Source organism: Streptomyces odontomachi (genome assembly GCF_024435355.1).
GTDB lineage: Bacteria > Actinomycetota > Actinomycetes > Streptomycetales > Streptomycetaceae > Streptomyces > Streptomyces odontomachi.
Genome location: NZ_JAMJWG010000002.1, coordinates 672,428 through 691,434 on the forward strand (window position 1 = coordinate 672,428; position 19,007 = coordinate 691,434).

Sequence of the window (19,007 nt, forward strand, 5' to 3'; positions counted from 1 at the left end):
GGCCATGACTCCTCCCCTCCCCATCGACAGCCATCAGCACTTCTGGCGCACGGCGGCACAGGAACAGCCGTGGCGGCACGCGTCGCACACCGCGCTCGAGCGTGACTTCACGCCGGATGATCTCGTCTCCGAACTCGACGCGGCCGGCGTCGCCGCGAGCGTGCTCGTCCAGTCGGTGGACGAGCCGGAGGAGAACGTGCGGCTCGCCGCGTACGGGACTCATCCGCGGGTCGCAGGCGTGGTCGCGTGGCTGCCGCTTCCGGATGCCGCGGCCGCGCGCAAGGAGCTCGATCGGCTCGCCGTACCGAAGCTCGTCGGGGTGCGGTGTCTCATCGCGGACGACCCCCTCGCATGGCTCGTGGAACCGGACTCGGTGGCGCTGTTCACCGAGGTCGCCCGGCGCGGACTCGTCTGGGATGTCGTGCCGATCACGCCTCAGCAGACTCGGCAGGTGCTCCGCCTGGCGGAGACGGTTCCGGAGCTGCGCGTCGTCGTCGACCACCTCGGACGACCGCCGATCGAATCGCTCGGCTGGGAGCCGTGGGCATCGCACCTGCGACAGCTCGCCGGCTGCCCGAACGTGGCGGTGAAGGTCTCGGTCGGCATCGACGCGTTGACGGCGTGGTCCGGCTGGCAGGTCGGCGCGCTCGAACGGTACGTCCGGTTCGTCGCCGACCTCTTCGGCCCCCGGCGGATGATGCTCGCCAGCAACTGGCCGGTGGTGCTGCTGCGCGCCGAGTACGGCAGGGCGTGGGCGGACCTCGCCGATCTCGTCACGGCGGTGTGCCCGGACGAGGACGACCGGGAAGCGGTCCTCGGTGGATCGGCCTGCCGGTGGTACGGGCTCCACCGGTTCCTGCCGGACACGACGAGGAAGGAGGGAGCCGCGGAACGCCCCGCCTGACCGGACCACGACGGCATCAACGACCGCATCGACGACGACATCGAAGGCGCTCGACAACCAGGACAGGAAGATCGTGACACCCACAGACTGCACGTCCCCCCAGTTCAAGAAGGCCTCGGCGGACAACCTCAGCAGCCTCTACCAGCCGCTCCGCGTGTGCGACGTCGTCGATGCGCTCGACGGCATCGGGTACTTCAACATCGGCCTCATGGACCGCGAGGTCCGACCGCTCTGGCAGGGCATGCGGTTCTGGGGCGAGGCTGCCACGATCCGTGCCGTTCCCTCGAACAAGCCGATGTGGAAGCTCGATTCCACGCAGGACATCGTTGAGGCGCACCGGATCTGGTTCGAACAGAACAGCCCCGCGCGCCTCCCGGACGACCTCGCGCCGGGCCACGTCGTCGTCATGGACGCCGGCGGCGGTCCAGAAGTGGGTTTCTGGGGCAGCGAGAACTCCATGGGCGCCGTGCTCGGCGGCGCCGTCGGCATCGTCACCGACGGCTACTGCCGCGACACCGCCGAGGTGGTGGCGCAGCGCACCCCCGTCGTCGCGCGGTACCGCGGGCGCACCATCATCCCCGGCCGCATCATGGCGATCGAGACGCAGGTGACGATCGCGTGTGGCGGAGTGCAGGTCAACCCGGGTGACATCGTCGGTGCCGACGATGACGGGGTGGTCGTCGTGCCGGAGGAGGTCGCGCTTGAGGTGGCAGGGCACGCACGCGCGATCCTGCTTGCCGACATGCGTTCCCGGCGCTCCAAATACGAACGTCTCGGCCTGGCGACGGACCGCACGGTCGACGTGGAGGCGATCGAGGCCTACTACGCGGACGTGTGACCCTCCCCTGCCTCGCGGCCGGCGCACGGCCGCGAGGCAGGATTCCGCACGCGTGCAGCGCCACTAGTCTATTGTCTACAGGACCGGCGAGGCACGTGAAAACGGGCAGACCCGACCGTTCGGTCGGCCCCCCGGACGGTCCGGACCACCGCGGCAGATTGGGAGCACGATGGACAACCCCCCGGCCTCACGCCGGATCGACCCGCCCAGCCTGGTCGAACTCGCCGCCGAGCAGCTGCGGGGGATGATCCTCGCCGGAGAGTTGCGCCCCGGAGACCGGTTGATCGAGGAACGGCTCACGGCCGAACTCGGCATCAGCCGCCCACCGTTGCGCGAGGCAATGCGCCTCCTCCAGCAGGAGGGCCTGATCACCATGGCTCCGCGCAGGGGCATGACCGTCATGGAGCTGGCGGCCCGGGACGTCCACGAGATCCTCACGCTGCGCTCGGCGCTGGAGCGACTGGCCGTCGAACTCGGTGTGCCGGTGCACGAACCGGCCCGGTTGGAGAACTGCCGCACGGCCCTGGACCGCATGCGGGAGTGCGCCGACAAGGGAGACCGGGCGGAACTGGTGCGTTGCGGTTACCTCTTCCACCGCGCGATCATCGAACTCGCCGATCACAAGAGGCTGATCACCATGTACGAGTCGCTGCACCGTCAGCTGGTCCTGTGCATGGCCCTGAACCTGTACGAGCGCGAGCACTACCACGAGGACCTGGCCGTCCATGTCGCCCGACATGGCGAGTTGTTCGACCTGATCGCCTCGGGCGACCGCGATGCCGTCCTGCACGCCCTCGCCACGCATGGCGAGCGCTCCTTCACGGACCACTGGCCGCCGTCCGACACCCTGGTGCACCCCGACTGAGGGGCGTCCCCCCACCGTGTCTGGCCGGAGGGCGGGGTGGCCTCGCGACGCCACCCCGCCCGCGTATCGGCGCCGCATCCGCACGACGTCCACGAGCGCGCTCCGCGTCAGCTGGTGCGCACCGCACTCGTGGTGCGCACCGCACTCGTGGCCTGCACCGCACTCGTGCGCACCGAAAGCCCCGCCGCGGCACGGACGTCCGCGGTGCCGTCCGGCTGCACCGTGATCTCCATCGGCTCGCCCGCCACCGCCAGGCCGGTGACACTGAGCGGGCCGAACTCCCCCGCCAGCGCCGGTGAGACGGTGAGCGTCCCGCCGGGCACGTCCGCGTGCAGGCCGAGCACCGACTGGAGCAGGGAGATCGAAGCGGTCGCCGCCCACGCCTGCGGACGGCAGGACGCCGGATACGGTGTGGGCCGCGTGTCAACGGCGCTGCCGTGCCCGCCGAACAGCTCGGGCAGCCGCCCGTCGAACGCCCCGGCGGCCGCCACGAGACCGCGTGCAAGACCGCGCGCGGCCTCCGGGAAGCCCGCACGTACCAGGCCCTGTACCGCGATCGCCGTATCGTGCGGCCAGATCGACCCGATGTGGTAGCCCAGCGGGTTGAAGCCCACGCTCTGCGAGCTCAGGGTGCGCAGGCCGAACCCCGCGTCCAGGTCCGGAGCGCAGAGCCGGGCGGCGAGCACCGCGCTCTCGTCGGCGTCGAGCAGGCCGGTGCCCAGCAGGTGTCCGAACCCCGAGGTGACCGAGTCCACCGGCTTCTTGTCTGCGTCGAGCGCGACGGCCGGGTAGCGGCCCGTGGCGTCCTCCACCCAGAACCGTTCGCGAAAGCTCCGCCGTACCCGGTCGGCCCACTCCTCCCAGCGGTCAGCGCCCGGCCGGTCGAAGGCGCGCAGCAGGGCGGCACCGCAGCGGGCCGCCTCGTAGGCGTACGCCTGGACCTCGCACAGCGCGATCGGGGCCCGTGCGATCCGGCCGTCGCGGTAGCGGATCGAGTCGCCCGAGTCCTTCCAGCCCTGGTTGGACAGGCCGCGCCCGGTGTGGTCGACGTATTCCAGGAGACCGTCGCCGTCCGCGTCACCGTGCTCGGCCATCCAGGCCAGCGCGGCCTCAGCGTGCGGGAGCAGCGCCCGTACCTGCTCCGGATCGAGGCCCCAGCGCCACGCGTCGTGCAGCAGCGTCACCCACAGCGGCGTGGCATCGACCGTGCCGTAGTACCGGGGCGGCAGCCCGACGCCCTCCCGCCGCACCTCGTGCAGGATCTTGCCGGGCTGCTCCTCGGTCTCCAGGTTCACGACCGTGCCCTGACGGCGGGCGAGCGTGCGCAGGGTACCCGCGGCCAGTTCGGTGCCGAGCGGCAGCAGCATCCGGGCGGTCCACAGCGAGTCCCTGCCGAAGAGGGTGAGGAACCACGGCGCGCCGGCGGCGAGGAACAGGTCGCCGTCGCCCTGCGGGTCGGTGAGCAGGAGCCGGCGCAGATCGTGGGCGGACTGCTCGACCCAGTGGTCGAACCGCCGGTCGGCGCTGAGCAGGTGAGGGGTGCGCCAGAGGGCGGCGTCCGGTGGGGCGGGCGGGAACAGCACGCTGCTGCGGTCCTCCGCGACGACCACCAGCTCGGTCGACCAGCGCGCGCCGGGGGCGAGACGGACGTCGTGGTGGAGCCGTCCGGCCGGCCCGTCGACCGCCGCGGGCGCCTGCGTGCTGGTCAGACGCACCGTCATGGAGCGGTCCGTCCAGACGAGTCCGCCGCCGTCCGCCGCCGCGTCCGCCGCCGCGGTCGTCTCCGCGGTCGCCCTGCCTGCCTTGACCTGCTCCATGGTGGCGAAGTCGGACGCTGCCATGACCGTGAGGCGGACCGCCACCTCTGCCGGCCCGGAGTTGACCAGCTCCAGCGTCTCGGTCAGGCGTCCCGGCGCCACCCGGCGCCGCCGCTCCAGCGTGACCGCCGGATCGGCGGTGTGCTCGCCGACCCCCCGGAGAACGGCGCGGAACGCCGCCGTGTCGGCACCCGTGACACCGCCGCCCACCGGTGCCACGGGAATTCCGGGTGCGTCCACCTCCAGCCGGGACAGGCACCGGCGGTCGCCGTGGAAGAAGCCGTCCCCGGGGCCGCCGATCCGCCCGTCGGGGCGGGAGACCACAAGGCTCGGTGCGTACAGGCTCACGCAAGCGTCGTGCAGGAACGGCTGAAGTTCGTTCGATGTCTTGACAGGCGTCTCCACTGGGCGCAGCCTCTCGTAGAACGTTGGATCGATCTAAGACACTAACGGCCGAGTCAAGCAGCGTATAGGGGCGTTGGATCGATCCAAGCAATATGCACTGAGAGAGCTCAGGGCAGTCGAGGAGCGTGGAGACCGCGATGGCGCACCCTTCCACCCCGCCCGCACAGCGGCGGGGCCCCGTCACGCTCGCGATGGTCGCGCAGCGGGCCGGGGTGGCACCGCAGACCGTCTCCAACGCTCTCAACTCTCCGGAGCTGCTGCGTCCTGAGACCCTGGAGCGGGTCCGCCGCGCCATCGACGAGATGGGCTACCGGCGCAACCGGTCGGCCAGTGCGCTGCGCACCCGCTCCTCCAAACTCATCGGATACGGCATCGCACCGACCGCTCCCGGGGTCTCCACCCCCGTTCTCGACCGGTTCCTGCACGCCCTGTCCCAGGCCGCCGACGAGGCCGGTTACCACATCCTGCTGTTCGCCTCCCCCAGCGGACCCGATCGCCTCGGCGGCTACGAGGAACTCCTGCGCGAGCACGCCGTGGACGCCTTCGTGCTCAGTGACACCGATCGTGGCGACCCGCGCCAGGCCTGGCTGGCCAAGCGCGCCATTCCGTTCGCCGCCTTCGGCCGCCACTGGTCGAGCCGCGAAGTCGGCGACTGGGTGGACGTCGACGGCGCGGCCGGAACCGACGAGGCCGTCGAGCACCTTGTCGCCCTCGGCCACCGCCGGATCGCGTTCCTCGGCTGGCCCCGCGGTTCCGGCATCGGCGACGACCGGGCGGCCGGCTGGAGCCGCGCCATGCGGCGGCACGGGCTGCCGGTCCGCGGACGCCGCGCCTCCAGCGTCGACGACGTCGACACCGCGCACGCCGCCGCAGTACCGCTGCTGGACGGCGGTGCCACCGCCGTCGTCACCGCCAGCGACACCCTTGCCCTCGGCTGTCTCCGCGCCCTGGCCGAGCGGGGGTCGGCCCCGGGTCGCGATGTCGCGGTCATCGGCTTCGACGACTCCCCCGCTGCCGCCCTGCTCTCACCCGGCCTGGCCAGCGTGGCCCAGCCCCTCGAGGAGGCGGGCCGCGCCTGCATGCGGATGCTCCTGGCCCGCATAGCCACGCCTGACGGCCCGCCGGAGCGCCTGCTGCTGCGCCCTGCCCTCATCGTGCGCGACAGCGCCGCGTGCGCTCCCTTATCCGTCTGATACGCACACCCGGCCCAGGACGTGGGCCCGCGATCTTCCGCACGTCTGTGCCCGCCACGGGCGTCACCTGCCGCGGCCGCCACGGGCGCTGCCGGCACGCCCGGACCGCCCGAACCTCCCGGACCGGGCCCCGGCGATCCCGTGCGTGGGCCGGTCGCCACCGTGCGACGAGAACCGGACCGGTACGGACGGGGCGAGGCCCGGGTCGTGCGGGCCGGCCACCGGAATCCCAAGGAAGAGTGGAAATGCCACGCCGAAGTGTCGAAGTAGCCGCCACCCCGCGCCCGACGGCGGGTGCCGCGGCGGCCGGTCCGAGCGCCGGTCCGAGCGGGGACGCACCGTTCCGGTGGCGCCGTCGGCGGGTGCGCAGCGTGATGGCGCGGCGTGAGGCGCGCTGGTGTTACCTGTTCATCGCTCCTGCCGTCCTGGGACTGCTGCTGTTCTCGCTCGGCCCGATGATCGCGTCGTTCCTGCTGAGTTTCACCTCGTACGACATGCTCGCGTCGCCGAAGTGGGTGGGCCTGCACAACTACGGCGAACTCGCCGGTGATCCGCTGTTCCGGAAGTCGCTCAAGGTCACGCTGGTCTACGGAGTGGTGAGCGTGCCCGCCACCATGGTCGTCGCGCTGGTGCTGGCGATCCTGCTCAACTCCCGGATCCCGGCGATGGCGTTCTTCCGTGCCGCCTACTACCTGCCGAGCGTGATCGGCGGTGTGGCGGTCGCCATGGTGTGGCGGTGGCTGTTCAACAGCGACTACGGGCTGGTCAACATCGCGCTCGGGCGGGTCGGCGTGCACGGCCCTTCCTGGCTGACCGACGAGCAGTGGTCGCTGCGGGCTCTGATCATCATGTCCCTGTGGAGCTTCGGCGGCACCATGCTGATCTATCTGGCCGGACTCCAAGGCGTGCCGAAGGAGTTGTACGAGGCCGCCCAGGTGGACGGCGCCGGCCGGTTCCGGCAGCACCTCCACATCACCGTGCCGATGCTGTCGTCGGTCACCTTCTTCAACCTGGTGATGGGCATCATCAACGCTCTCCAGGTGTTCGCCGAGCCGTTCGTGCTGACCAATGGCGGGCCCGACAACTCGACCCTGCTGCTGCCGCTCTACCTGTACAAGAACGCTTTCGTCTACTTGAAGATGGGCTACGCGTCGGCGATTGCCTGGGTGGCGTTCGCGATCGTTCTGATCCTCACCCTGCTGGTTTTCTGGTCCTCCCCGAAATGGGTGCACACCGAGGAGTCGGAACAATGATGCGGACCCGCACCTCCACCGTCATCCGGGCCGTGATCGCCTCGGTCGGCTGTTTCCTCGTGCTGACGCCGGTGATCTGGATGGTCCTCACTTCGCTGAAGTCGGCGCACGAGGTGTTCGTCGATCCGCCGGTCTGGCGATTCACGCCGCAGTGGCGCAACTACATCGACGTACTGGCCATCGCCCCGTTCCAGCGTTACATCCTCAACACGGCCACCGTCGTGACCGGTGTGGTGGCCGGCACGCTGCTCAGCTGCTCGTTCTGCGCCTACGGCTTCGCCCGGTTGCGCGCCCCGGGCAAGAACGCCGTCTTCATGACGCTGATGGCGACCCTCATGCTGCCGACCACCGTGACCCTGGTGCCCACCTATATCGTCTTCAACCAGATCGGATGGGTGAACACCTTCAAGCCGCTGATCGTCCCGGCCTTCTTCGGGTCGGCGTTCTTCATCTTCCTGTTCCGGCAGTTCTACCTCCGCATTCCGAAAGAGCTCGAAGATGCCGCCCGAATCGACGGCGCCGGATACTTCAGGATCTGGTGGAACATCTTCATACCGCTGAGCTGGCCGGTCATCGCGACCGTGACGGTGTTCACCTTCATCGGCGCCTACAACGACTTCTTCGGGCCGGTGATCTACCTGACGGACGAGAGCAAGTGGACCATCGCCGTCGCCCTCTCCACATTCGCCGGATCTCCCAAGGTCGGCCCGCAGATGCATTTGCTGATGGCCGCCACCACCATCGCTTCCCTGCCCTCGATCGTCGTCTTCCTGCTGGCGCAGCGGTACTTCATCCGCGGCATCGCGGTCAGCGGACTCTCCAAATAGCACCGTCCCGCCACCAGCCCGGCGGACTCGAAACGAGGCTCCCCATGACCCGACCGTCCGAACAGCTCCCGCACCCGCCCACCGGCACCGACCGCACGGCCCGGCGGCTGTCCCGCCGCACCCTGCTCGGTGGCCTGGCCGCCGGCTCGGCACTCACCGTCGCCGGTTGCTCGGCATCGAGCGGCGCACCGGGAAACAAGAAGCACGTCGAGGTGTACGTCTGGACCAACGGCCCGGCCATCGACGCGAACTTCCGCGCACGGGTCCAGATGTTCAACAAGCACTTCGCGGGCAAGTACAGCGCCCACATCAACTTCCTGCCCTACGACCAGTTCTGGCAGAAGGTCGACCTGCAATATGCCGCCCATAAACCGTTCGACATGTACTACTGGGACGTCCAGGCCTACGCCCAGTACAAACGCGGGCTGCTCCAGGACGAGGAGTCGGTGGTCGGCAAGAGCGGCATCACCGATCCCGCGAAGTACCGCACCCAGCTGTACGACCCGTGGCGGTTCGACGGAAAGAACCTCTACGTCATCCCCGACAACGTCCAGTCGATGGCGCTGTTCTACAACAGGGACCACTTCGACGACGCCCGCCTGTCCTACCCCGACCCCACCTGGACGTACGACCGCGTCATCGAGACCGCGCGCAAGCTCAAGAAGACCTCCGGTGCGAAGGTCACCCGCTGGGGATTCGACGTCGGTGACCTCGGTGGGACGTGGTGGGGCATCCAGACGCTGAGCTGGGCGGCCGGCACCGCCTTCGTGGACCGGCCGCTGGAGCCGAGGAAGTTCCGGTTCACGGAACCCGCCAACGTCGCGGCGCTGAAATTCATCCAGGACCTGATGTGGGACGAACACATCGCTCCCCGACCGGACGAGCGTGCCGCCATCGGGCAGCAGAACGGGGGATTCCAGTCCGGGACGTACGCGATGACTCCGGTCGGTACCTGGAACATCGCGACGTACAAGCAGATGAAGGGCAACTGGGCCATGACCTCGCTGCCGTTGTACCAGGGCAAGAGCATTGCGCCCTATTGGCTCGGCGGCTGGGTGATTCCCAAGAACTCGCCGGCGCTCTCGGCCGCTCAGGCCTTCGCGACCTGGAGCGCGACCACCTTCCAGGAGCAGATGGCCAAGGACCACGACTGGATCCCGTTGCAGAACGCGGCCCGCGAATCCGCCGCCATGCTGAAGGGAATGCCACGGGGTTTCGCCGACGCGATGAAGAAGCTCCCCGAGGCCCGCATCGGCGACATCTACACCCAGAACATGCAGAAGATCTTCAGCGAGCCGTTCGCCAACAGCATCGAGCAACTGCTGGCCAGGAAAGTGACCCCGCATGCCGCGGCGAAGCAGATGCAGGACGGCGCCACCGAGCTGCTCGCCTGACCCGCCCCCGCGCGGCCGACCCCCGTCGCCCCAACGGCAGACCCCAGCCCCCAAGGAGCCAGCCCCATGCCCGCCCTCCTTCCGCTGCCCGTCGTCCGACCGACCAACCCGGACGACACGATCGCCCCCATGCACACGTCGGACACGGCGACGACCTATGCGGTCTCGCGCGGCGCCCGGGGAGGCACCGAGCCGACCGTCGCGACCGTGACGCTGCCGCCCGCCACCGCGGTGCACGGTTTCACCAGCGGCTGGGGCACGGAGTACGAGCCGACCTCCCTCGATCCGGCGGCGACCGGGACCCTCCGGGTGACCAGCGGCCGGTCGGGCCAGGGCGCCGTCCCGTGGCTCGGGGTCGACACCGGTCAGGGCGCCTACGTGATCACCTTGCACTGGAGCGGCAACTGGCGGATCACCCACACCCCCGGCGCCCACGGCTCGGCGGTGCAGGTCGGCCTCGACCCCCGCGGCCAGCAGGTACGGCTCGACGGGGCGGAAACGTTCACCCTGCCCGAGGTCAGCATCGCCTGGGGCGCCGACCTGACCGACGCCTCCGCCGCGCTCGCGCGGCATCTCCTGGGCCAGACACCCCCGGGGCCACCACCGCTCACCGAGTGGAACCACTGGTGGCCGTACGAGGACGCCGAGATCGACGAGGACACGTTCCTCGCCAACGCTGCGATCGCCGGGGACCTGGGTCTTGACGTGGCGCTCCTCGACGCCGGCTGGTTCGGGGACGCCGATGCCGGCAGCGACTGGTACGAGCAGCGCGGCGACTGGCACAGGGTCAACACCGCCCGCTTCCCGCACGGCCTGGCCTGGCTGGCCGAGCAGACCAGGCAGCGCGGCGTCGCCTTCGGCATCTGGCTGGAGGGCGAGGCGATCGGCACCCAGGCGGGCACCGCCCGCGACCGGCCGGACCTGATCGCGACCGGACCCGACGGCGAGGCCCTCGGCTACGTCTGCCTGGGGTCCCCGGCGGGCTGGAACCACATCCTCGACACCACCGCCGGACTGGTGCGCGAGACCGGCGCCCGCTGGCTGAAATGGGACTTCAACCTCGACCCCGGCGCCGGTTGCACCAGGAGCGATCACGGCCACCACGCCGACGACGGCCTGCTCCGCCACTACCTCGGCCTCTACGCACTGCTGGACCGGCTGCGCACCGAATTCCCCGACCTCGTGCTGGAGGGATGCAGCTCCGGCGGGCTGCGGATCGACGCCGGTCTCGCCGCCCACGTCGACGCGCTGTTCCTGTCGGATCCGGACTGGACCGAGCACGCCCTGTGCTGCACCTGGGGCGCCGCCCGCATGCTGCCCGCCCGGCAGCTGTACCACTGGCCGCAGAGCGAGTGGCGCGGCGAACACCGCTTCCAGCACGTCGACTACTCCGGCACCCTCATCACCCGCCAGCAGTTCGACACCAAGATCAGGGCCGCTGTGCTGCACCGGTTCGGCCTGAGCATCCGGCTCCCCGAGATCCGCCCCGACCTGCGAGAGAGGCTTCGTGAGCACATCACCGGCTTCCGCGAGGTGATCGCTCCGCTGCTCACCGACGGCGTGCTGGTCCCGCTGACGGACCAGCCGCTGCGGGAGGAGAGAGGGCATCGGCAGCCGTCGTTCCAGCTGGTCTCGGGGGCCCGCTCGATCGTGGCGGGCTTCCGGCTGCCGCGGGCCGGCGACTGGCAGCCGGTCCGTCCCCGGCACCTGGAACCGGACGGGCGGTACGAGGTGCGACTGCTCGACGGTGCGGACCTCGGGCAGCCGACGGTGGTCACGGGCGCCGAACTCGGCCGCACCGGCCTGCGGTGCCCCGAACCGGGGGCGGCCTCGGTGATCTGGCTCCTGACCCGGATCGACCGGGTGGGCGGAGGAACCGGCGGTTGAACCGGCAGCGGACACTCCACACCCACCGAAGGAGCGACAACCGGATGCGAGCCCTGGTGTACGAGGCGCCGCGCGTGATGAGCCTGCGCGAGGTCGACCGTCCCGTGCCCGGTCCCGGCGAGGTGCTGCTGCGGGTGGCGTACTCCGGCATCTGCGGCTCGGAACTGAGCGGTTTCCTCGGCCAGAGCAGCCTGCGGACGCCTCCGCTGGTATTCGGCCACGAGCTGTCCGGCACGGTCGCGGAGATCGGCGCCGGCGACCCGGGGTCCGCCACCGAGGGCGCCCGTGTCACCGCCAACCCCCTGGTGTCCTGCGGGAGCTGCGACTACTGCGTCACGGCCCGGCACCACCTGTGCCGCGACCGGGCGCTGCTGGGAGCGTCGCTGCCCGGCGGCAACGCCGAGTACGTCGTGGTACCGGCCGGCGCGATCGAGCCGGTACCGGACGGTCTCAGCCTCCAGGATGCCGCCATGGCCGAGCCGGCGGCGTGCGCGGTGCACGCGGTCACCCTCAGCGGGATCGATGCCGCCGGCTCGGCACTCGTGGTCGGTGCCGGTCCGATCGGTCTCTTCCTGATCCAGGTGCTGCGCGCGCACGGGGTGGCTCGGGTGCTGGCCACCGACCGCAATCCGGAGCGGCGCCGGATGGCGGCCCGCCTGGGCGCCGTCCTCGTGGGTGACCACGGCGAGCAGCTGCCGGCCGACGTGCGCGAGCTGACCGGGGGCCACGGCGTCTGCGTCGCCTTCGACGCCGCGGGCACGGCGGAGACCCGCCGCACCTGCCTGGCCGCGACGGCGCCCGGCGGCAGGGTGATGCTGATCGGCCTGCACACCGACGCCACCACCCTGCCGGTGAACTCGCTGGTACGCGGTGAGATCGCCGCCCAGGGCGTGTTCGCCTACCCGCAGGCGGCCTTCAGGACCGCGCTCGCCTGGCTGGCCGGGGGCCGTATCGGTCTCACCGACGGTGTCGTCGAGGTCGCCCTCGAAGACGGACCCGGCTGGTACCAACGGCTCGTCGACGGCGATCCGGCCGCCAAGGTGCTGATCCGGCCGACCGGCGCGGCCCCCGCACCGGCCGGGGTGACGGCGTGAGAGCGCGGGTCAGCACCGACTGGAGCTTCCACGGCACCCAGGCCCTGGTGCTGGAGAACGGCAGGCTGCGTGCCGTGGTGCTGCCCGCACTCGGTGGCAGGATCTGGCAGCTGACCCAGCTGACCCAGCTGCCCCACGGCAGGGACCTGCTGTGGCACAACCCCCGGATCACGGCACGGCCGGTGCCTTTCGGGGCGGTCTACGACGACGTGTTCTTTGGCGGCTGGGACGAGCTGTTCCCCAACGACGCCCCCGAAGAACTGGCCGGCGAGGTCTACCCCGACCACGGCGAGCTGTGGACCTCCCCCTGGAGCTGGCGCATCGTCGCGGAGGGACCCGACGCCGTCCAGGTGAGACTGTCCCTGGACACACCGATCAGCGCCTGCCGCTTCACCAAGACGCTCACCCTGGTGGCGGGAGAACCGCGGCTCGGGATCGGGTGGCGGATCGAGAACGCCGGTTCCCGGGATCTGCCCTACCTGTGGAAGCAGCACCTGGCGGTCCCCGTCGACGAGCCGGCCCGGCTGACGATGGGGGCACGCTCGATGTACGTCGAGGACTTCGGCAGCCCCCGCTCCGGCCGGACCGGCACCTGGTACAGGTGGCCGTATCTGGTCGAGGAGACGGCGGCCGGCCGCCGCCACGACATGCGCACGACCCTGCCGGGTGCGTCGCGGGTGAGCGAGTTCCAGTACGCCACCGACCTCGACGGCGGCTGGTGCGCGGTCACCTATGCCGACGGCTGCGGCATCGGGATGGCGTTCGACACGGCCGTGTTCCGGTCCTGCTGGACCTTCGCGTCGTACGGCGGCTGGCGGGCACACCAGGTACTCGTCCTCGAACCCTGCACCGGCCACCCCATCAGCGTCAACGAGGGGGTGGCCGCCGGCACGCATCGGATCCTGCCGGTCGGCGAGGTCATCGACACCGAGCTGACGGTGGTGGCCTACGAGGGGATGGCCGACGTCTCGGGCATCACGCCCGACGGCGGCGTCGAGGGCGACCGTTCGGACTGCGGGAGAGCGTCATGAGAATCGACTCGGTCGACCTGTTCTACCTGCGCATGCCCCAGGTGCTCGACATCGGCGACGGCAGCCAGGACATGCTGCTGGTCCGCGCCGAGGCCGACGGAAACGTGGGCTGGGGGGAGTGCGAGGCATCGCCGCTGACCTCGATCGCGAGCTTTGTCGCGCCGCTCTCCCACAGCGCCTGCCATCCCGTCGCGGCCTCGGTGCTGGGGCAGCGCCTCGACCACGCCGACGACATCGCCCGGATCAGCGCGGAGGTCCGCGCCGCAAGCCTGGACCTGTTGCAGACCGACCACACCCTGTCCGGCATCGAGATCGCGCTGTGGGACCTGCTCGGCCGGGTCCGGGAGCAGCCGGTCTGGCAGCTGCTGGGCCACCGGAGATCGTTCCCCAAGACCCCCTACGCCTCCTCGCTGTTCGGCGACGACCCGCAGGAAACGCTGGAGAAGGCTGCCGCGGTACGTCGCGCCGGGTACCGGGCGGCGAAGTTCGGCTGGGGCCCCTACGGCACCACCTCGGTGCAGGGGGACGCCGACCAGGTGCACGCCGCCCGCGAGGGTCTGGGCGAGGACGGTGTCCTGCTCGTCGACGCGGGCACGGTCTTCGGCGAGGACGTCGACGCCGCCGCGCTGCGGCTGCCGGCGCTGGAACAGGCGGACGTGGGATGGCTGGAGGAACCGTTCACCTCGGGTGCGCTGCGCTCGTACCGTTCCCTCGCCGCCAGGTCGGCCACCGTGCGACTGGCCGCGGGCGAGGGCGCGCACAACCCATCGCTGGCCGAACACCTGATCGACCACGGCGGCATCGGGTTCGTCCAGATCGACACCGGCCGGATCGGCGGCATCGGGCCCGCCGCCCGCGTCGCGCGTCATGCGCGTGCCGCGGGGGTCGCGTTCGTGAACCACACGTTCACCTCGCACCTGGCTCTCAGCGCCGCACTCCAGCCGTACGCCGGAGCGCAGGCGGACCGGCTGTGCGAGTACCCGGTGGAGGCGAAGCCCCTGGCCCGCGACGCCACCACGACCCGCATCGAGGTGGACGCGGATGGCACGGTGGCCGCCCCGGACGCCCCGGGCCTGGGCCTGGAGCCCGACCTCGAGGCGCTGCGCGGCTATCTCGTCGACGTCGAGATCACCGTCGGCGGGAACACGTTGTACCGGACCCCTGAGCTGCGTCCATAGCGGGCAACGGCGGTTTTGCGGACCGGCACGCACGCACGAGGGGAGAGCACAGATGAACCAGGCGAACACGGCGGGGACCGGCGCGGCGGCCCGCGCCGATACACCCGGCGCGGCAGCCCGCCGGGAGTCCCCGGACTTCTCCGGCCGGCGTGCCGTCGTGACCGGAGGGGCCCATGGGATCGGCGCGGCGATCGTGGAGCGGTTGCGTACCGCCGGCGCCCAGGTCGTCGTCCTCGACCGCGAGACGGGCCCCGGTGTGGTCGAGGTCGACCTCGCCGACCGGGCCGCGGTGCAGGAGGCGAGCACGACGGCCCTGCACCGGCTCTCTGGCGTCGACATCCTGGTCAACTGCGCCGGTGTCCTGCATCCCTCCGCGCTGCTCGGCCTGGACCTGGCCGGCTACGACACGACACTCGCGGTCAACCTGCACGCGCCGGTGCTGCTCATGCGGTCCCTGTCGGTCCCGATGGCCGAGCAGGGCTACGGGCGCATCGTGAACGTGACGAGCGTCCACGCCCGGTTCGGCGAGCCGCTTTCGCTGGCGTACGACGCGTCCAAGGGCGCACTGGAGTCCGCCACCCGCACCGCGGCCCTCGAACTCGCCGACCACGGTGTCCTGGTGAACGCGGTGGCACCCGGCTTCGTGGCGACCCGTATGTCGGTGGTCAACGGCGAGGACGAGCTGTCCGCGGAGCCGTTCACCAGCGTGTACGCCGGTCAGGGAAGGCTCCCGCTGCGCCGCGCCGCCCGACCGGCCGAGGTGGCGTCCGCCGTGGCGTTCCTGGCCGGCGAGGAGAACAGCTACATCACCGGCCAGACTCTCACCGTCGACGGCGGCCTGACCGCCCGCTTCTGACCCGGCCAGGGCCGCGCGGTTCGACGGTTCACACCGCTCGGGATTCCGGCGGCCGGCAGGTGGGTTTGCCGGCTGGGCTCGTTCATCGGCCTTGGAACCTCTCCAGGTCCGAGGTGCGCGACTCGATGACGAGCACGGCGATCAACGCCGCCAGCGCCGCCAGGAGGGCGGCGACGATGAACGCCGCGGTGACACCCGCGGCGAGTACCTGGTCCCTCAACTGCGGCGGCAACCTGCCGGTACGTTGCACCCGTCGCCGCTCTTCCGGCGTGGCATGGGCGAGGAACCGGTGGAGCAGGTCCTGTGCCTTGTGGCGGCTGGCGGTGCTGTAGGCGGTGACGAGGATGGACAGGCCGAGGGAGCCTCCGACCTGCTGGGTCGCGTTGAGCACGCCGGATGCGGCGCCGGATTCCCGCTCGGCCACGTTGGAGACGGCCATCAGGGTGAGGGAGACGAACTCGAGTCCCATGCCGAAACCGAACACGAGCACCGGTCCGAGGATGCCGCCCGGGTAGCTGCTGTCGGCGTCGAGGCGGGTCAGCCAGCCCAGGCCGGCTGCGGCGAGCACGGCTCCGGTGACCATCACGATCTTGGGCCCGGTCCTCGGCAGCAGTTGGGAGGCGGCCGCGGCGCCGACGGCGATGACGGCGCTCACCGGCAGGAAGGCCAGTCCCGCGCGGAGCGGGCTGAAGTTCAGCACCTCCTGCACGAAGAGGGTCAGGAAGAAGAACATGCCGAACAGCGCCGCTGCGAGGCACAACATGATCGCGAAGGTGCCGGACCGGTTGCGGTCGCGGAACAGCGTGAGCGGCGTGATCGGCTGCCGTGAGGTGCGCTCGAGCAGGAAGAAGGCCACCAGCAGCACGACCGCGACGGCGAAGGCGGCGACGGTGAGAACATCGGACCAGCTCTTGTCCCCGGCCCGGATGAACCCGTACACCAGCGCGACCATGCCGAGTGTCGAGGCGAAGGCCCCGACCACGTCGAACCGTCCGGGCCTGCGCTCGGACTCCCGAATGTGACGCGGGGTGGCGAGCGCGATGAGGAGGCCGATCGGGAGGTTGACGAAGAAGATCCAGCGCCAGGTCAGCCACTCGACGAGCAGACCCCCCGCCAGCAGTCCGATCGCGCCGCCCCCCGCGGACACCCCCGCGAAGACGCCGAACGCCCGGTTGCGTTCCCGTCCTTCTGTGAAGGTGGTGGCGATGAGCGCCAGGGCCGTCGGTGAGGCGACGGCACCGCCCGCACCCTGCACGGCGCGGGCGACCAGGAGCTGCCAGGGCTGCTGCGCGAAACCGCACAGGAGCGACGCGACCGCGAAGAGCAGCACGCCGAGCAGGAACATCCGCCGACGGCCGAGGATGTCACCTGATCGGCCGCCGAGCAGGAGCAGTCCGCCGAAGGTGAGGGTGTAGGCGTTGATCACCCACGAGAGGTTCGCCGTGGAGAAGCCGAGGGCCGACTGGATGTGCGGCAGCGCGATGTTGACGATGGTGATGTCCAGTACCACCATCAGCTGAAGCGAGGAGATCACCAGGAGCGCGACGAGCTTGCTGCCACTCGTCGAAGCCGCCGTGCCGGCTCCGTTCGGGTGCCCCCGCGGGCTCGACGCCACGTTCAAGCTCCCTTCCCGGCCGGCTCCGGCCGGACGCCTGTTCGTGCAGGTCGGCGGCCTTGTCCTCCGAGGCACTGGCGGATCCTCCGGCCGACCCTATGGTCGGCACCGCAGCCGCGCGACTGGAGTGAACCCTTCGGCGTCCGTCCCGCCCTCGCACGCTGGCAGCCATGGCCCACCGCCCTCCCCCGTCGTGGCCGCGGGCCCGGCCCAAGTGGGGACGCAACTGGGGACGGTCGTTCTGGTGCATGCGGCCTCAGCTGTGGTTACCTGCTTCCATGACCGTGCTTGTGACCCGTCGCCACGTGGACTACGTGCGTGTCACCACCATGGGTTGTTCCGCCGCAAGCTGACGCCACGCTCCGGCTTCTGACGAGCCTTTCCCGCACCGTTCGACGCTGACCGCCACCGCGGTACCGGGCGCGATCCACCACGCCGCGGTTTCCTCATGCCTTCGCGTTCCCACCCTCCATCCAGGGAGCAGCCCGATGAGCCAGCCCAACGACTCCGCCACCGCCGGCCACACCCCCGAGGAATTACCTGCCGGGCCCGACGCCTCCGCCTGGTCCTTCGAGACCCGGCAGGTCCACGCCGGGGCCACCCCCGACCCGACCACCGGCGCCCGTGCGACGCCCATCTACCAGACCACGTCGTTCGTGTTCCGCGACACCAAGCATGCCGCCGACGTGTTCTCACTGGCCGAGCCCGGCAACATCTACACCCGCATCCACAACCCCACCCAGGACGTCTTCGAGCAGCGCATCGCCGCGCTGGAGGGCGGTGTCGCGGCCGTCGCGCTGGCGTCCGGGCAGGCGGCGGAGACGCTGGCCATCCTGACCCTCGCGGGCTCCGGCGACCACATCGTCGCCAGTTCGTCGCTGTACGGCGGCACGTACAACCTCTTCCGGCACACCCTGCGGAAGCTGGGCATCGAGGTGTCCTTCGTCGACGACCCCGACGACATCGACGCCTGGCGGACGGCGATCCGGCCCACCACCAAGGTCCTGTTCGCGGAGGCCCTGGGCAACCCGCGCGGCGACGTGCTCGACGTGGAGGCGGTCGCGGACGTGGCCCACCAGGCGGGCGTGCCGCTGATCGTCGACAACACGATCCCGACCCCCTACCTGGTGCGGCCCATCGAGCACGGTGCGGACATCGTCATCCACTCGGCGACCAAGTTCCTGGGCGGCCACGGCACGGCCATCGCGGGTGTGGTCGTCGACGGCGGCACCTTCGACTTCGGCGCGCACGCCGACCGGTTCCCCGACTTCACCGAACCCGACCCCACCTACCACGGCCTCCAGTACTGGCCGGCGCTGGGACCGGGTGCCTTCGCCATCAAGCTGCGGGTCCAGCTGCTGCGCGACCTCGGCCCTGCCCTGTCCCCGCACTCCGCGTTCCTGCTGCTCCAGGGCGTGGAGACGCTGAGCCTGCGCATGGAACGGCACTCCGCCAACGCCCAGGCCCTGGCGGAGTGGCTGGAACAGCGCGACGAGGTCGCCGCCGTCCACTACGCGGGACTCGCCTCCAGCAAGTGGTACAAGGCGGGACAGAAGTACCTGCCGCGCGGCGCCGGTGCCGTGGTCTCCTTCGAGCTGCGGGACGGCGTGGAGGCGGGCAAGCGGTTCGTGGACGCGGTGGAGCTGTTCAGCCATCTCGCCAACATCGGTGACGTCCGCAGCCTGATCATCCACCCGGCGTCCACCACCCACAGCCAGCTCGACGAGGAGCAGCTGGTGGCCACCGGCGCCTCCCCCGGCCTGGTGCGCCTGTCGGTCGGCATCGAGAACCTCGCCGACCTGAAGGCCGACCTGGAGGCCGGCTTCCGCGCGGTGAAGGGCGCGTCCTGA

15 protein-coding genes are annotated in these 19,007 nt (G+C 70.8%); 13 read left to right on the forward strand and 2 right to left on the reverse strand.

Annotated elements, in window-relative coordinates:
- Window positions 1–4: 4 nt before the first annotated feature.
- The 3 genes from NQO67_RS07480 (at window position 5) to NQO67_RS07490 (ending at window position 2,607) form a co-directional block, all read left to right on the forward strand.
- A complete protein-coding gene (locus NQO67_RS07480) occupies window positions 5–904 on the forward strand; it encodes an amidohydrolase family protein (RefSeq protein ID WP_255948256.1) in 900 nt (299 codons plus the stop codon).
- A 73-nt stretch (window positions 905–977) separates the two neighbouring features.
- Window positions 978–1,742, forward strand: coding sequence for an RraA family protein (locus tag NQO67_RS07485; RefSeq protein ID WP_255948258.1), 765 nt, complete (start codon window positions 978–980; stop codon window positions 1,740–1,742).
- Between the two features lie 169 nt (window positions 1,743–1,911).
- The gene (locus NQO67_RS07490) at window positions 1,912–2,607 is read left to right on the forward strand and encodes a GntR family transcriptional regulator (RefSeq protein WP_255948260.1); all 696 of its coding nucleotides are present in this window, start codon (window positions 1,912–1,914) and stop codon (window positions 2,605–2,607) included.
- Window positions 2,608–2,714: 107 nt separating this feature from the next.
- Here the strand turns inward: NQO67_RS07490 and NQO67_RS07495 are convergent, their stop codons facing one another.
- Entirely contained in the window at window positions 2,715–4,772 is a 2,058-nt protein-coding gene (locus NQO67_RS07495; protein WP_255948262.1) for an amylo-alpha-1,6-glucosidase, read from the reverse strand.
- A 194-nt stretch (window positions 4,773–4,966) separates the two neighbouring features.
- Here NQO67_RS07495 and NQO67_RS07500 point away from each other — a divergent pair, with 194 nt between their 5' ends.
- The 9 genes from NQO67_RS07500 (at window position 4,967) to NQO67_RS07540 (ending at window position 15,542) form a co-directional block, all read left to right on the forward strand.
- Window positions 4,967–6,022: a LacI family DNA-binding transcriptional regulator gene (locus tag NQO67_RS07500; RefSeq protein WP_255948264.1), complete on the forward strand. Its 1,056-nt coding sequence runs from the start codon at window positions 4,967–4,969 to the stop codon at window positions 6,020–6,022.
- Window positions 6,023–6,267: 245 nt separating this feature from the next.
- A complete protein-coding gene (locus NQO67_RS07505; RefSeq protein WP_255948266.1) occupies window positions 6,268–7,275 on the forward strand; it encodes a carbohydrate ABC transporter permease in 1,008 nt (335 codons plus the stop codon).
- Entirely contained in the window at window positions 7,272–8,102 is an 831-nt protein-coding gene (locus NQO67_RS07510; protein WP_255948268.1) for a carbohydrate ABC transporter permease, read from the forward strand. Before NQO67_RS07505 ends, NQO67_RS07510 begins: the two co-directional genes overlap by 4 nt.
- 44 nt (window positions 8,103–8,146) lie before the next feature.
- Window positions 8,147–9,496, forward strand: a complete 1,350-nt coding sequence (locus tag NQO67_RS07515; RefSeq protein WP_255948270.1) for an ABC transporter substrate-binding protein — start codon at window positions 8,147–8,149, stop codon at window positions 9,494–9,496.
- Between the two features lie 66 nt (window positions 9,497–9,562).
- Window positions 9,563–11,383 (forward strand): glycoside hydrolase family 36 protein, encoded by a 1,821-nt coding sequence (locus tag NQO67_RS07520; protein ID WP_255948272.1) that lies wholly within the window; start codon window positions 9,563–9,565, stop codon window positions 11,381–11,383.
- Between the two features lie 44 nt (window positions 11,384–11,427).
- Complete coding sequence (locus NQO67_RS07525) at window positions 11,428–12,477, forward strand: zinc-binding dehydrogenase (RefSeq protein ID WP_255948274.1); 1,050 nt, start codon at window positions 11,428–11,430, stop codon at window positions 12,475–12,477.
- The gene (locus NQO67_RS07530) at window positions 12,474–13,508 is read left to right on the forward strand and encodes an aldose epimerase family protein (protein ID WP_255948277.1); all 1,035 of its coding nucleotides are present in this window, start codon (window positions 12,474–12,476) and stop codon (window positions 13,506–13,508) included. Before NQO67_RS07525 ends, NQO67_RS07530 begins: the two co-directional genes overlap by 4 nt.
- Window positions 13,505–14,686 (forward strand): mandelate racemase/muconate lactonizing enzyme family protein, encoded by a 1,182-nt coding sequence (locus tag NQO67_RS07535; protein WP_255948279.1) that lies wholly within the window; start codon window positions 13,505–13,507, stop codon window positions 14,684–14,686. Before NQO67_RS07530 ends, NQO67_RS07535 begins: the two co-directional genes overlap by 4 nt.
- Before the next feature lie 52 nt (window positions 14,687–14,738).
- Entirely contained in the window at window positions 14,739–15,542 is an 804-nt protein-coding gene (locus NQO67_RS07540; RefSeq protein ID WP_255948281.1) for an SDR family NAD(P)-dependent oxidoreductase, read from the forward strand.
- Between the two features lie 82 nt (window positions 15,543–15,624).
- Here the strand turns inward: NQO67_RS07540 and NQO67_RS07545 are convergent, their stop codons facing one another.
- Window positions 15,625–17,157 carry an MFS transporter gene (locus tag NQO67_RS07545; protein ID WP_374118918.1) on the reverse strand — a complete coding sequence of 511 codons (1,533 nt, stop codon included), beginning with the start codon at window positions 17,155–17,157 and terminating at the stop codon, window positions 15,625–15,627.
- Between the two features lie 488 nt (window positions 17,158–17,645).
- Between NQO67_RS07545 and NQO67_RS07550 the strand changes: the two genes are divergently transcribed.
- Window positions 17,646–19,007 (forward strand): bifunctional o-acetylhomoserine/o-acetylserine sulfhydrylase, encoded by a 1,362-nt coding sequence (locus tag NQO67_RS07550; RefSeq protein WP_255948283.1) that lies wholly within the window; start codon window positions 17,646–17,648, stop codon window positions 19,005–19,007.

Excerpts from the sequence above, each read along its gene's own strand:
- NQO67_RS07480 (WP_255948256.1), top strand. The coding sequence starts at position 5 with ATGACTCCTCCCCTCCCCATCGACAGCCATCAGCACTTCTGGCGCACG.
- NQO67_RS07490 (WP_255948260.1), top strand. The coding sequence starts at position 1,912 with ATGGACAACCCCCCGGCCTCACGCCGGATCGACCCGCCCAGCCTGGTC.
- NQO67_RS07500 (WP_255948264.1), top strand. The coding sequence starts at position 4,967 with ATGGCGCACCCTTCCACCCCGCCCGCACAGCGGCGGGGCCCCGTCACG.
- NQO67_RS07505 (WP_255948266.1), top strand. The coding sequence starts at position 6,268 with ATGCCACGCCGAAGTGTCGAAGTAGCCGCCACCCCGCGCCCGACGGCG.
- NQO67_RS07510 (WP_255948268.1), top strand. The coding sequence starts at position 7,272 with ATGATGCGGACCCGCACCTCCACCGTCATCCGGGCCGTGATCGCCTCG.
- NQO67_RS07515 (WP_255948270.1), top strand. The coding sequence starts at position 8,147 with ATGACCCGACCGTCCGAACAGCTCCCGCACCCGCCCACCGGCACCGAC.
- NQO67_RS07520 (WP_255948272.1), top strand. The coding sequence starts at position 9,563 with ATGCCCGCCCTCCTTCCGCTGCCCGTCGTCCGACCGACCAACCCGGAC.
- NQO67_RS07525 (WP_255948274.1), top strand. The coding sequence starts at position 11,428 with ATGCGAGCCCTGGTGTACGAGGCGCCGCGCGTGATGAGCCTGCGCGAG.
- NQO67_RS07535 (WP_255948279.1), top strand. The coding sequence starts at position 13,505 with ATGAGAATCGACTCGGTCGACCTGTTCTACCTGCGCATGCCCCAGGTG.
- NQO67_RS07540 (WP_255948281.1), top strand. The coding sequence starts at position 14,739 with ATGAACCAGGCGAACACGGCGGGGACCGGCGCGGCGGCCCGCGCCGAT.
- NQO67_RS07550 (WP_255948283.1), top strand. The coding sequence starts at position 17,646 with ATGAGCCAGCCCAACGACTCCGCCACCGCCGGCCACACCCCCGAGGAA.